General features: G+C 39.4%; 13 protein-coding genes. 7 read left to right on the top strand and 6 right to left on the bottom strand.

Annotated elements, in window-relative coordinates; translation table 11 throughout:
* Positions 1–34: 34 nt before the first annotated feature.
* From ACFPM4_RS15500 to ACFPM4_RS15480, 5 genes are all read right to left on the bottom strand, one after another.
* Positions 35–778, bottom strand: coding sequence for a class I SAM-dependent methyltransferase (locus tag ACFPM4_RS15500; RefSeq protein ID WP_382353631.1), 744 nt, complete (start codon positions 776–778; stop codon positions 35–37).
* Between the two features lie 109 nt (positions 779–887).
* Complete coding sequence (locus tag ACFPM4_RS15495) at positions 888–1,667, bottom strand: 3D domain-containing protein (RefSeq protein ID WP_382353628.1); 780 nt, start codon at positions 1,665–1,667, stop codon at positions 888–890.
* A 270-nt stretch (positions 1,668–1,937) separates the two neighbouring features.
* Positions 1,938–2,918 (bottom strand): ABC transporter substrate-binding protein, encoded by a 981-nt coding sequence (locus ACFPM4_RS15490; protein WP_144928380.1) that lies wholly within the window; start codon positions 2,916–2,918, stop codon positions 1,938–1,940.
* Positions 2,919–2,932: 14 nt separating this feature from the next.
* Positions 2,933–3,700 carry an ABC transporter permease gene (locus tag ACFPM4_RS15485; RefSeq protein ID WP_382353625.1) on the bottom strand — a complete coding sequence of 256 codons (768 nt, stop codon included), beginning with the start codon at positions 3,698–3,700 and terminating at the stop codon, positions 2,933–2,935.
* Positions 3,684–4,460 carry an ABC transporter ATP-binding protein gene (locus ACFPM4_RS15480; protein ID WP_382353622.1) on the bottom strand — a complete coding sequence of 259 codons (777 nt, stop codon included), beginning with the start codon at positions 4,458–4,460 and terminating at the stop codon, positions 3,684–3,686. Before ACFPM4_RS15480 ends, ACFPM4_RS15485 begins: the two co-directional genes overlap by 17 nt.
* Positions 4,461–4,651: 191 nt before the next feature.
* Between ACFPM4_RS15480 and cysK the strand changes: the two genes are divergently transcribed.
* From cysK to ACFPM4_RS15445, 7 genes are all read left to right on the top strand, one after another.
* Positions 4,652–5,575, top strand: a complete 924-nt coding sequence (gene cysK / locus ACFPM4_RS15475; RefSeq protein WP_382353619.1) for a cysteine synthase A — start codon at positions 4,652–4,654, stop codon at positions 5,573–5,575.
* Positions 5,576–6,836: 1,261 nt separating this feature from the next.
* On the top strand, positions 6,837–7,430 hold the full coding sequence (locus tag ACFPM4_RS15470) for a histidine phosphatase family protein (protein WP_144928372.1): 594 nt from the start codon (positions 6,837–6,839) through the stop codon (positions 7,428–7,430).
* Positions 7,431–7,457: 27 nt separating this feature from the next.
* Positions 7,458–8,288: an MBL fold metallo-hydrolase gene (locus ACFPM4_RS15465; RefSeq protein WP_382353616.1), complete on the top strand. Its 831-nt coding sequence runs from the start codon at positions 7,458–7,460 to the stop codon at positions 8,286–8,288.
* Positions 8,289–8,328: 40 nt separating this feature from the next.
* Positions 8,329–9,288, top strand: coding sequence for an ABC transporter permease (locus tag ACFPM4_RS15460; RefSeq protein ID WP_382353613.1), 960 nt, complete (start codon positions 8,329–8,331; stop codon positions 9,286–9,288).
* 11 nt (positions 9,289–9,299) lie between these two features.
* Positions 9,300–10,208, top strand: a complete 909-nt coding sequence (locus tag ACFPM4_RS15455; protein WP_382353610.1) for a carbohydrate ABC transporter permease — start codon at positions 9,300–9,302, stop codon at positions 10,206–10,208.
* A gap of 31 nt (positions 10,209–10,239) precedes the next feature.
* On the top strand, positions 10,240–11,856 hold the full coding sequence (locus tag ACFPM4_RS15450; RefSeq protein ID WP_144928364.1) for an extracellular solute-binding protein: 1,617 nt from the start codon (positions 10,240–10,242) through the stop codon (positions 11,854–11,856).
* A gap of 284 nt (positions 11,857–12,140) precedes the next feature.
* Positions 12,141–13,163 carry a LacI family DNA-binding transcriptional regulator gene (locus ACFPM4_RS15445; RefSeq protein ID WP_382353606.1) on the top strand — a complete coding sequence of 341 codons (1,023 nt, stop codon included), beginning with the start codon at positions 12,141–12,143 and terminating at the stop codon, positions 13,161–13,163.
* A gap of 155 nt (positions 13,164–13,318) precedes the next feature.
* On the opposite strand, the gene ACFPM4_RS15440 is transcribed toward ACFPM4_RS15445, so the two are convergent.
* On the bottom strand, positions 13,319–14,080 hold the full coding sequence (locus ACFPM4_RS15440; protein ID WP_382353603.1) for a helix-turn-helix domain-containing protein: 762 nt from the start codon (positions 14,078–14,080) through the stop codon (positions 13,319–13,321).
* Positions 14,081–14,160: the final 80 nt, after the last annotated feature.

Genomic DNA, 14,160 nt, shown 5'->3' with positions numbered 1-14,160 from the left:
CAATTGGTAGCTACATATTCAATTCGTCTTAAAGTTATCTATCCGTACTTTTTTCTGTGGAAATGATTAAAAACATTGGTCTTCGCAATTCATCTTTCATTTCAGGGATATTATGGAGCGTTTCTTCGGATGGAAGGGGTTCTTCAACTTGTTTTATGGTAAAACCAACTTGTATTAAGTCATTGATATAAGTGGAAAGAGTCCGGTGATATTTTACAACATTATTTGTAAGGAAGGTTGTATCACGTAACCCCTCTGCTTGATAATGATCAACAGGCCAATGCAGAGGGTTACCTTCGTCATCATACCACCAATCTTGTTCGTTTCGTGATGTGAAAATCGGGTGCTCCACTGAAAAGATGAATGTACCACCAGGTTTTAAGGAATAGTGGACTTTTTCACATATCGTTTTAAATGATTGTATATAATGAAATGCCAATGAACTGATGACAACATCAAATTGCTCTTTGGAAAAATTAATATCTTCTATTGGGATTTTCTTATATGAGATGGCGGTATCATCTGTCATTTTTCTTGCTTTTTCCAACATATTTTCGGAAATATCTACTCCAATAACAGAACTAGCTTGCTGTTCCCGTGCATAGCGACAATGCCAGCCAAATCCACAGCCTAAATCAAGCACACGTTTACCTTGTAAATCAGGGAGCATTTTTTTAAAAACATGCCATTCTCCAGCACCTTCAAGACCGTTGATCGATCGTTCCATCTTTTCATATGCAGAAAAGAAGTTTGGATCATCATATTTATTTTGTTTCATTCTTTTCATCCCCTTATGATATGTATGCTTCTATTATAGTTTGAGTTTATATGAAATAAAGTCTTAAAAATACAAAAAAGGAACGAGGGAAACCCTCATTCCTAGTTATTTAGTCTAGAACTGTTACTTTTACTTTTTTGACTCCAAAATTAATGGCGTCTTGTTTTGATGGGATAAATACATCAATTTTATTTCCTTTAATTGCTCCACCAGTATCTCCAGCAATTGCTTCTCCATAGCCTTCTACATATACTTTACTTCCTAGTGGAATGACAGAAGGATCTACTGAAATCACTTTTAAGTCAGGGTTTTCTAATAGATTGATACCTGTAGCTGTAATGCCTGAACATCCTTTGCATGTAGCTGTATAAGCAGTAGCAGTCATGATAAATTCTTTTTCACTTTTCACCGCTGTTGCAGGTGTTTGTGAAGTAGAATTCGTATTTTTTGCCGCTGGTGCAGCTGGTTTCTTTGGAGCTTGTTTCGTAGTAGCCGGCTGTGATTTTGTAGCGGTTGGAGCTTTCTTAGCTTGTACGCCTTCATAGACTACTAGTTTTAGTCCTGGATGAATCAAATTTGTATGTAAGTTGTTCCATTCTTTCACTTGTGAAACGGTAGTTCCATGACTTCTTGCAATGCCCCATAAAGTATCGCCTTTTTTCACTGTATATTGTTTTTTAGGAGCTACTGTTAGTTTATCTCCAGGGTGAATGAGGTCTGTTGTAAGATCATTCAGCATTTTAATGTCGGAAACAGTTATATTATTTTCCCGTGAAATGCCCCAAAGAGTATCTCCTTTTTCAACTGTAATGGTTGCGGCTTGTACATTTGCACTTACTGTTAAAGTAAGAACTGTACCTGCCAAAATCGGCATGATCTTTTTCAGCATCATTTACACTCCCTATTCTTTAATTGCTAATTTAAAATAATCGTATCATAGAATTTTCATAGACAAAGAACAGGGAGATTTTATTTTGTTTACATAAATGGCATTCATATTTCAAAGTTATTTCTAGGGACGTGGGGTCAGGAACATTGTCCCTTCCTTGGGACGAGGTTCCTGACCCCATGTCCCAAGGGAGAGGGCGGTGTTTCGGTGGTGGGACGAGGTTCCTGACCCCGTGACCCATAAAAAAAGACGCGGGGGTAACCCACGCGTCTAGTTGATGTTTGAAACGACGATTCCGTCGAAGTTTGGTTTTTCTTTTAGGAATTCAAGTTCAAATGAAGCATGACCGAATTCTTTTAGTAAGTCTTCATCGATTTCTGTTGTGTACGTAATACGTTCCATTGCTTTTGCCATTAAGTCTTTATCTAACTCTTGTTTTGTAATATCTTTGATTGCTTTAATGGTAATGTCTAGTGCTTCTTCTTTATTGTTGTTAATGTACTCTACTGCACGTTCTTCCGCTTCTAAAATTGCTTTTGCAATTTCTGGTCTATCTTCAAGAAGTGAACCACTTGCAGCTAATACAACGTTAGGAAGTGTTTCTCCATAAGCGATTTCCTCTGTGCTTACGACTACTTTTGCACCTTTGTCGACAAGGATCGATGCCCAAGGCTCAGGTACTGCAGCGAGGTCGACTTGACCAGATTCAAATAATCCTTGATATGTTGCTGGTTTTCCAGTTGTATGTTTCAAACTACCACCAATACGGTCTGAAGCTAATTTATCAATACCTTTTTCCAATAAGAACTTTTCAAATTGGACATCATGTGTACAACCGATACCAGGTGTGATAAAAGTCTTACCTTCGATATCTTCTAAACTATTAATTCCACTTTCTTTACTTGCAACAACTACTGTACCACCAGATGAAGCTCCACCTATGATTTTAACATCAGCACCATTAGAATAGTTGTTTAATACTGGAGCAGGTCCTACTAATCCTGCATCAATTTCTCCAGAATTTAAAGCAGTCATAAATGTTCCACCATCTGGGAATGTCACATATTCAATTTCTACATCTTCACCAAGTGCCTCTTGGAAATAACCTTTTTCCTTTGCGACCATTGCAGGAGCATGGTCAATATTTGGGAAATACCCGATTTTTACTTTATTCGCATCGGAATCATCTCCACATGCAGCTAAAACACCTACAACTAGTAAAACAAATAATGATAAAATCCACTTTTTCATTTTTTATATCCTCCTTATGCGGCTTTTTTCTCTTCAAGTCCCCATTTAATCATGACGCGTTTTTCAATTCGTTGGAATATTAATAAATCTACTGTTACTCCAATAATTCCTATAACAACCATAATGGCAATTACCATATCCATTCGTCCAAAATCAGACGCATATCTTAATGTATAGCCTAATCCTGGACCTGTACTTAAAAGTTCACCAGCCATAAGCGCACGCCATGCAAATGCCCAAGCGAGTCGAAGTCCTGTAACGGCGTAGGGAATGGATGCAGGGAAGATGACCCGGAAAAACAAGTCAATTCCACGTGATCCCATTGTTTGCGCTGCTTTTATATAAAGTGGCGTAACATTTTTTATTCCAGTTCTCATGTTGATGGTCATCACAATTGCGGCGCCCAAAACAACGATGAAAATTACCGATTTTTCATTTAAGCCAAACCACATAATCGCTAATGGAAGCCAAACAATACTTGGAATACTTTGTAGTGCAATAATTAAAGAACCAATTGTTTCATCAGCAGTTTTTACTTTTGCTAAAAATACTCCAAGTAAAACTCCGATTGTTAAAGCAATTGCTAGACCGATGGATAGTCTAGTAAAACTTGCACCTAAATCGGAAAATAAGGATCCATCGCCTATGCTATCTCGTAAACTTTTGAAAACATCTAATGGGCCAGGCAGAATGATTTTTGGAACGTCAAAAATGCGAATGGATACGTCCCAAAGTATTACTAATAGAACATAAAAGCTGATACGTTTAATAGCTAGATGCATACTGTAATTCCTCATTTTCTACTTTATCTAATTCTACTTTTAATAAGTTCAAAATCTCTTTTTCATATTCTGCCATCTTCTCTAAGTGCTGCTCCCGTGGTCTTTCGATATCCACGCGGATTTCCTTTAAAATCCTGCCTGGGTGTGTACCCATGACGATAATTCTGTCTGATAGTTTAATAGCTTCATGAATACTATGTGTTACAAAAAGAATTGTTTTCTTTGTTTCTATCCAGATTTTTTCAAGTTCATGATGGAGGCGAGAGCGCGTTTGTTCATCAAGTGCTCCGAACGGTTCATCCATTAATAGAACTCGAGGATTAACTGCTAAAGCCCGTGCAATCGCCACTCTTTGTTGCATCCCACCGGATAATTCATGTGGTGAGTGTTTTGCATAGTTGCTTAATTGCACAAGTTTTAAGTATTTATGAGCAATTTCTCGTGCCTCTGCTTTTTTCATTTCTTTTTTTAATGGAAACATGACATTTTCTTCAACAGTAAGCCATGGGAAAAGAGCTGCTTGTTGAAAGACCATGCCACGATCTTTACCTGGCTTGATGATTTTTTGATTGTCCAACGTTATTTGCCCTTCACTAGGAGAAAGGAGCCCAGCAACGATGTTAAGTAGTGTCGATTTACCACAACCAGAAGGACCTAATAAGGAAACAAATTCGCCTTCCTCTATGGATAGATTTATATCTTTTAACACTTGTTCCGTATTTCCGAAGTTTTTTTGAACATCTTGTATTGTTAAGAACATGTTTGTCACCCCTTTATGTCTAAAACCAATTGGTCATTGCGCATCTAAAATGAGCGATGTATAATTAAATCAAAGTTAATGAATCGGAATAATAACATTTATTATATATACATATGCAATAAAGTCAATAACTTTTAATTATAAATTAAGAAAATTTGTGTTAGTATTTATTTTTAGAGAGGAAGAGATGGATGAAAATATTTAATTCGTTAATTGATTTGATTGGTAAAACACCGATTGTAAAGTTGAATAAGTTACCGGATGAGAATGGTGCTCAAGTTTTTATGAAGCTGGAATCGTTTAACCCAGGTGGAAGTGTAAAGGATCGTGCTGCTTTAAATATGATTGAGCAAGCGGAAAAAGAAGGAAAGTTGATCCCGGGTAAAAGCACGATTATTGAGCCGACTTCTGGGAATACGGGGATTGGAATTTGCATGGTTGCTGCGATAAAAGGCTATCGTCGGATTGTAACAATGCCGGATAACGCGACAAAAGAACGGGTAAGAATTATGAAGGCGTATGGTGCAGAAGTGATTTTAACACCAGCTAGCAAGCGAATGGCAGGTGCTATCGAAGAGGCGAATCGACTAGCAAGTGAAATTCCACATAGCTTTATTCCGATGCAATTCGAAAATGAAGCAAATTCTGATGCGCATCGCCATACGACAGCTGTAGAAATTTTGGAAGCATTTGATGGGAAGCTAGATGCTTTCGTATTAACTGCGGGAACAGGCGGAACGGTTACTGGAACAGGGGAAGAATTGAAGAAGGAAATCCCTGATTTAAAAATCTATGTAGTAGAACCACATGGATCACCTGTATTATCTGGTGGGGAACCAGGTCCACATAAAATTCCAGGTACAGGACCAGGATTTATCCCGGCAATATTGAATCAACATATATATGATGAAATCTTACATATTAAGGATGAAGATGCACAAACAATGGCTAGACAACTTGCTGCAGAAGAAGGAATTTTCGTCGGAGCTTCTGGAGCTGCTTCTGCCCACTTCGCACTGGAAATCGCAAAAACACTTCCACGTGATGCACGAGTACTCTGCCTTGCACCTGATACGGGAGAACGTTACCTATCAACGGACTTATTCCCGGAATGATTGGTGGGACATGGGGGCAGGTGGGACAAGGGGTCAGGAGAGTTGTCCCTCTTTAAATTGAGCTGGGGTGTGGTGGGACAGGGGGCAGGCTCTTTGGGACATGGGACACGGGGTCACATGGGACAGGGGGTCAGGTTCCTTGTCCCACTAATAAAAGATAATGCATGACTCTTGGTAAATAGAGGAGAGCATATGTAAGACAAGAGCTCATCCACCTCGTCCTAGAATAAATAGAGTTGCCTTTTTTAGAGGTGGCTCTATTTTTTTGTGTTCTGGAGGGATGTTCTGTAGCTACTCATGTCTGTGATGATGAAAAGTTTGTAAAGTAGATATGCGGTGAGTGTCATCGTGCCCAGCTGGAGCTGAATCTTCGTGAGGTGGGCACGATGGAAGGTTCATCGTACCCAGCTGGAGCTGAATTTTCGTGAGGTGGTCACGTTGGAAGGTTCATCGTGCCCTGCTAGAGTTGAAACTTCGTGATGAGGGCACGCTGGAAGGTTCATCGTGCCCGGGTAGAGTTGAAACTTCGTGAGGTGGTCACGCTGGAAGGTTCACCGTTCCCGGTTAGGGTTAAATCTTGGTGAAGTGGTCACGCAAGGAGGTTCAACGTGCCCGGCTAGAGTTGAAACTTCGTGCGGTGTTCACGCTGGAAGGTTCACCGTTCCCGGTTAGGGTTAAATCTTGGTGAAGTGGTCACGCAAGGAGGTTCAACGTGCCCAGCTAGAGTTGAAACTTCGTGCGGTGGTCACGCTGGAAGGTTCACCGTTCCCGGTTAGGGTTAAATCTTGGTGAAGTGGTCACGCAAGGAGGTTCAACGTGCCCAGCTAGAGTTGAAACTTCGTAAGGTGGTCATGTTGGGGGCTTCATCGTTCCTAGGTAAAGTCAGATCTGTGGGAAGAGGTCACGCAAGAAGTCGCATCGTGCCCTTCTAAAATCAAATCCTCGTGAAGCAGTCACGTTGAAACAATCAATCCCAATCCCTCCTAAATGGGACACAGTTCCTGACCCCGCGTCCCACGCAACCACCGCCAAACGGGACACCTTTCCTGACCCCGCGTCCCACGCAACCACCGCCAAATGGGACACAGTTCCTGACCCCGCGTCCCACGCAACCACCACCAAACGGGACACCTTTCCTGACCCCATGTCCCAGCCTTTACCAACAATTAATATTGATTTTACGTGATGTTAACTTCGGGTTAATGTTGATAGCTTATTCTGTATTTGGAACGTTCCAAATAGATGTAAAGGAGTTTAGTAGATGACGAGAATTGTTTTTGTTCGACATGGCAATACGGATTGGAATATTGAGAAGCGAGCACAGGGTCATGCAGCTAATCCTTTGAATGAGAGAGGTTTTAAACAGGCAGAGATAGTAGCGAGGCGATTAGCAGAAGGGGAATATGATTTCTTTTATTCTAGTGATCTTCTACGAACGAAGCAAACAGCTGAAATCATCTCTTCGCAGCTTCATTTACCGATTCATTTTGATCAGCGTTTGAGGGAGCAAAATCGTGGGGAGATTCAAGGAACGATTGAAGAGGATCGCATTAGGATATGGGGGGAAGATTGGCGTAGTCTTAAGCTTTGGCAGGAAAGTAATCAATCCATGCGCATTCGAGGTAGGCATTTTGTGGAGGAGATGCATGAGCGATACCCTGGTAAGACTATTTTAGTCGTATCTCACGGAAAGTTTATGATCGAAACATTATATGAACTAATCCCTCTTGAAACAGATCATAACGATTCGCTTCATAATACATCGATAACGATTATTAAAAAGTCCGCGAATGGATGGGAATATGAGTTATACAATTGCACTCGCCATTTAGAAAAAGAAGAAGTAACACAATAATACATAGCTGAAAAGGAGCAATTACGAATGAAGATTACCTTTTTAGGAACAGCAGCAGCTGATCAAATCCCGTCTCCGTATTGTGATTGTCCAAGGTGTGAGTATGCCCGAGAAAATCGTGGCAAGGACTTGCGCAAACGTTGCAATTATCTCATTAACGACGATCTGTTAGTCGAGATGGGTCCAGATTTATTAGTAGCTTGTAATATGCATGATGTTCATCTGATGGATGTGAAACATGCACTTATCACACATAGTCATCGTGATCATTTTGATGCAGCAAATCTTGTCGTGCGTAAACAAGGGTTTCCAAATCGTGAAGAGAAACCACAAATGGATTTTATAGCACCGCCTTCGGTGATGACACTATTGAATGGAACTGGAGTAACAGATAAGGCGATGGGAATTCGTCGCATCCCAATTTTACCTTATGATTCTATCACTCTAGCGGGTTATCAAATAAAAGCAGTGAAAGCAACCCATTATCCACAAGTCGGGGACGCAGTGAATTACATCATTGATGATGGCACATCTAGAGTATTAATCGCATCCGATACAGCGGTATATAAGGATGAGGTTTGGCCTCACTTAGAAGGGATCGCACTTGACCAATTAATTATCGAGTGCACAGTTGGGACTAATATCGCAAATCTTCCAGGTCAGACGCGGCATTTAAGTATAAATGGGGTCGAAGAGATGATCTCTAAAATGAAAGAAATTGGCGCGATTACAGAGAAGACAGCAATTTGTGCGACACATTTCACACATCAACATTGTCCGAACCATGAGGAATTAAGCGCTATTCTAAAAAATTTCGGGGTGCAATGTGCCTACGATGGACTAGTTTTACATTTTTAATGCAACTGAATAATAACAACTCCAAGAATGGAGGGGAACGATGGATACAGTTACACAACTTCAAGTTGAAAAGGTAGTAAAGAAGAAAAGTAAAGGACTTTCCATCTTCAAGAGAATAGCAAGAAACTGGGAACTCTACTTATTTCTTTTACCAACTATTATTTACTTTGTTATTTTCAAGTACATCCCTATGTATGGACTGCAAATTGCGTTTAAAGATTTTATTGCTTTTTATGGAATTTGGGGAAGCCCATGGGTAGGTTTTGAACATTTTATACGATTTTTTGAATCCTATCAATTTTGGAATCTATTGAAAAACTCGTTGCAAATTAACTTGTATCAATTACTATTCGCATTTCCATTACCGATTATATTTGCCTTGATGCTTAATCAGGTGACACGGACACGTTTTAAAAAGCTCGTCCAAACGGTAACTTATGCACCGCATTTTATATCCGTAGTTGTGCTCGTGGGGATGATTTTTATTTTCTTATCACCATCAAATGGATTTGTGAATAATATCATTCAATTATTCGGCGGCGAACCTATTTATTTTATGGGGAGTAATGAATGGTTTAAAACAGTTTTTGTCGGATCAGAAATATGGCAGACAACTGGTTGGAGTGCAATTATTTATCTTGCTGCTTTAACTTCCGTGGATCCACATTTGCATGAGGCGGCAATTGTCGATGGTGCCAGTAAATTTCAACGGGTTCGTCACATTGATATACCAGGCATTTTGCCCGTTATTATGATCATGTTTATTCTCGAAATTGGCAACTTTGTCACATTAGGGTATCAAAAAGTATTGCTCATGCAAAATTCATTAAACATTGCTTCCTCGGAAGTCATTCAAACATATGTGTATAAAACTGGTTTACTAGGTTCACAGTTCAGCTATGCAGCGGCAATTGGTTTATTTGAAAATGTGTTGAATTTTATTTTACTCATCATGATGAATCAATTAGCGAAAAAGTTAAAACAACAAAGTCTGTTCTAGGTGGTGAGGATATGGATAATTTAGGAAAAATTCCAAGGTCCAGAAAGGATAAGCTGTTTGATTTCGTAAACTATGGGTTACTTAGCATCATTCTGATTTTAATTTTGTACCCACTGTATTTAATCGTTATTTCATCCTTTAGTGATCCTATCGTGGTCAATGCTGGAAAAGTGTGGCTATGGCCAAAAGATTTTACGTTAAAAGGATATGAGATTCTACTAGAAAACGCAGAAGTTTGGAAGGGATATGTCAATTCATTTTTATATACGATTTTATCCGTCCTTATCGGTGGGAGTTTAGTATTGACAGCTGGATATGCGTTATCACGAAAAGATTTAGTTGGAAGAAACTTTTTCATGTTTATGATTGTGTTTACGATGTTTTTTAGCGGTGGGTTAATTCCTTCTTATCTATTAGTGAAAGACTTACAGATGATGAACACGATTTGGGCTGTCATTATCCCATCAGCAGTATCAGCTTTTCATATCATTGTAGCTAAAACCTTTTTTCAATCAACGATACCAGAAGAATTAATGGAAGCCGCAAAAATGGATGGGTGCTCAACAACGAAGTTTTTCTTTAAAATTGTCGTGCCATTATCGACACCAATTATTGCTGTTATTGCTTTGTTTAGTGCGGTCAGTGAGTGGAATTCGTATTTCCCAGCTTTAATCTACTTATATGACCAAGCGTTATACCCGTTGCAGTTAATACTACGCAGTATTTTAATTGCGAGCCAAGATGCTGCACAAGTTGGCGATGGTGCGGTTGATCCAGAAATGATCGCAGAGGCCCAACATTATAAAGAGTTAGTTAAATATTCATTAATCATTGTTTCTAGTTTACCGGTTCTTATAATCTATCCATTTTTACAACGCTATTTTGTAAAAGGGGTAATGATTGGATCTATTAAAGGGTAATGAATCTACTAATATTTTGGAGGGATTTTACATGACAATGAAAAAAAGGTTCATGGCAGTGTCTGGATTAGCTTTATCACTTTCGCTCCTAGTCGCAGGTTGTGGCATCAAAACGAGTGGGAAATCGTCGGGGCCAGATGAAAATTTTAACGAAACTGGATTACCAATCATGGAAGAGGAAATTACCATTTCGATTGCAGGTAAATATGATGCGAGAACGGGATCCGATTATAATAATTTAGAGACGATTAAGAAAATCAATGAAGGAACGAATATGAATATTGATTGGCAATTGACTCCAAGCTCGGATTGGACAACGAAACGAAATTTAATGCTTGCTAGTGGCGACTTACCTGATGTGATCTTGAGCTTAAGCCCGTCAGATGTTGTGGTAAATGGTGCACAAGGTGTATTTGTTCCTCTAGAGGATATGATTGAAAAATATGCACCGAACTTAACGGATTTTTTAAATAAACATCCGGAAGTTCGGGACGCAATTACAGCTCCTGATGGTCATATTTACTCGATTCCATACGCAAACATGTCAAAATATAAACTAGTGAGTGGAAACACATTATGGATTAACGAGAAGTGGTTGGAAAAAGTAGGAATGGACATGCCGGAGACAACAGAAGAATTTAAAGCGGCTCTCGAAGCTTTTAAGAAAGAAGATATGAACGGCAATGGTGATCCAAATGATGAAATTCCTCTTGCTGGAATTTATGGGGATAGTCTTCATGGTTTAGGTTTCTTGTTTGGTTCCTTTAATACATTGGATGAAACTTTTATTTTAAAAGATGACAAAGTAAAGTTTGTTCGTACATCACCTGAATATAAAGAGGTAATCAAATACATTAGCTCTCTTTATCAAGAAGGGTTGATCGATCAAGAGATTTTTACGTTAGAATCATCTGATCTGATTGCTAAGTTGTCAGCTGATGACACTGCAAATGTTGGTGCCTTCTTTGGATGGAGTCCGGACCAAATTACGAATCCAGATTATAAATGGGATTATGGTTCCCCACTCCTGGCACTAAAAGGTCCTGAGGGACACCAAATTCGTGGGTTACTGAATCCACAATTGAATCAAGCTGCGTTTGCGATTACGGTTGAAAATGAATATCCAGAAGCAACGATTCGATGGATTGATAGAGCATTTGAACCGGAAATGTCGTTAATGCTTCGTGAAGGACCGAATCGTATAAAAATGCAAGATAATGGACTGTATGGGATTGTTTCACCACCTGAAGGATATACAGCAGGGGAGTGGCGTGTAAAAGAGACACCTTATAACAATTTCCCGTATGGATATACACAAGAGATGCGCGAAAGTGTTGATTTATCTAACTTGAAGCCAGGTGTATTAGACCCGGATAAAGATGAATGGTTTGAACTATCTGAACCAAAACTAGTTGATTGGGTTTACCCGAAAATTTTATTTACAAAAGAGCAGTATGATAACATTTCTAGATATCAAACAGATATTATTGCGTACACAGATGAAATGGCTGCGAAATGGATTACGGGAGGATCAGATATTGATAAAGATTGGGATAGTTATGTAGAAAACTTAAATAAAATGGGACTTGCAGAATTCACTCAAATTTATCAAGATGGGTATGACACATTAAAAGCTAATAAGAAGTAATGTGGTCAAACATGTAACTCCTCTAGTAATTGCTGGAGGAGTTTTTTGAAAAAAGCTCTGTTAAACTCTGTTGTTGATTTTCGCTCCAGTACACTCGCTTTCCGCGGGCACGGCCTCAGCTAACTTGGCAAAGAAAACTGCTTTGCCAAGTGGATCTTCGGCTCGTGCTGTTCCCGCAGGAGTCTCGTGTACATCCGCTACAATCAACTAAGTAGTTAACAACAATGAAATTTAACAGAGCCTTTTAAAAAAATATACATCACGTATTAAAAGGCAGTGAAGATATGGTAACAATTTGGGACGTGGCAAAAGATTGTAATGTATCAAAAAGTACAGTTTCATTGGTTATTAATAATAGTGATGCTGTGAAGTTAGAGACTAAATTGAAAGTGTTGGAATCGATTAAAAAGTTGGGGTATGTCCCGAACATGGCGGCGAGGGAACTACAAACGAAGGTGAAAAACATTCTTGGGATGGTTTTTCTCGTAAATGAAGCAACACAAAAGTCGTATTCGTTTGATTCGGTGACGGAAACCTTATTTTATGATATTTTCACCGGAATTTCATCACACTTAAAAGATACGGACTATGGATTGTTAAGTGAACGCTATGCTGCAGATGGTTCCGAAAATCTTCCAAATTTGATCAAAAACAAACGAGTGGATGGCGTATTTATCATCGGCGGGCTTTTTCATGACGAGTTCATTCAACAATTGCAAGAACAAAAGATTCCGGCTGTTATTGTAGGGCGACTAGTTCCTGGGGTTGACTCGGTTGCACCTAATGTGACGAATGCCATCTATCTAGGAACGAAGCATTTACTAGAAACAGGACATCGTAATATTGTATTTATTAATGGACCAGAAAAAGCTCAAGCATCGAAAGGGAAGTTAACAGGTTTTAATAAGGCGTTAGCGGAATTCGAGCGTGATGTCGATAGTGCTGTTGTATTTACGGACTATACTGGAAATGCAGGTTTTCGTGCAATGAGGGAACTATGGGATAGTGGCAAACATCCAGACGCTGTCATTGCAGCAAGTGATGGGATTGCGGTCGGGGCTATGAGGTATTTATATGAACAAAAAATACGGATACCGGAAGACATTTCCATCATCGGGTATGAACAGTCGATTATTTCGGAGCATGCCATTCCCGCATTAACAACGATGGATATTAACAAGGAACTCATGGGGCAAAAAGCAAGTGAAATGTTAATGCACCGCATCCAAAACCCAGACGGAAACATTGTCCATCATACATTCGAAACATCCATCGTCCTTAGAGATTCCGTCAAGAATCGGGGGTAGAGAGTGGGACGCGGGGTCAGGAAAGCTGTCCCGTTTTCGGGAGTGGGACGCGGGGTCAGGAAAGCTGTCCCGCATCTTCGAGAACCGGACGCGCCGTCCTTGCGAGAAAACTGGGACAAGGAACCTGACCCCCTGTCCCTTGACCCCCCTGTCCCTTATACAAAATGGCTAGGGTTGGTGCCCATCCATTTTTTGAACATGCGGTTGAAGTAGGATTGGTCGTAGTATCCTAGGTATTCAGCTATTTCGTGTATGGTCATGGATGTATTTTTTAATAGATTGATGGCTGTGTTGATTCTAAGTTGATGAAGGTATTGGATTGGAGTATATCCGACGACTTCTTTAAAGATAACGGATATATAGTTTGGTGTTACACCAGCTAAATCTGCTAGTTCTTCTATGGTGATGTTTTTACGGAAATTCGCTAATATATATTCTTGTATTTTCCTTGCAATCAGTTCTCTTGCGGGTGAGGTACGTTGTTCGGATGATTCTTGAGCAAGTAATGTTAGCAATTCACTTAAGATGTGACTGGACATTTGTTCATAATAGACCCTTTTTGCTAAAAACTGTGTAAACAATTTGGAGAAACGCTGTTCAACGTATGCGGCATTATGTGTGTTAAAGTGAAAAATATTATTTTGCTTCGTGAAATTCAGTGCGTTTTTTAGTTCTAGATCTTCCCAGAAGAAGACAACCGTATATTTCTGGTGTAATTCCTCAGGATGGTTCTCCCAGGCTCGTTCCATACTAAATGGAATGTAAAGAATATCTCCTTTCTTTAATTCCAAGCGTTCGTTATTAATCCAGTAGACTACTTTTCCTTCACATACAAAGACAAGAGTGTCACAACCTTGGTCATTCTTTATACTCCAAGTCGGATTCACATCATGATAGACTCCTTGAATATTCATCATCTATATCACCACCGCTTAGAAATTTAGTATTGAAATATACAAATTTGAATAGTTTTGTATATTTCACATCTCTTATTCTC

It is taken from the genome of Lederbergia graminis, from assembly GCF_042655485.1.
Lineage (GTDB): Bacteria > Bacillota > Bacilli > Bacillales > Bacillaceae_C > Lederbergia > Lederbergia graminis.
The sequence above is the reverse complement of the archived record's forward strand: the minus strand, read 5'-3'. Positions and strand labels throughout refer to the sequence as shown.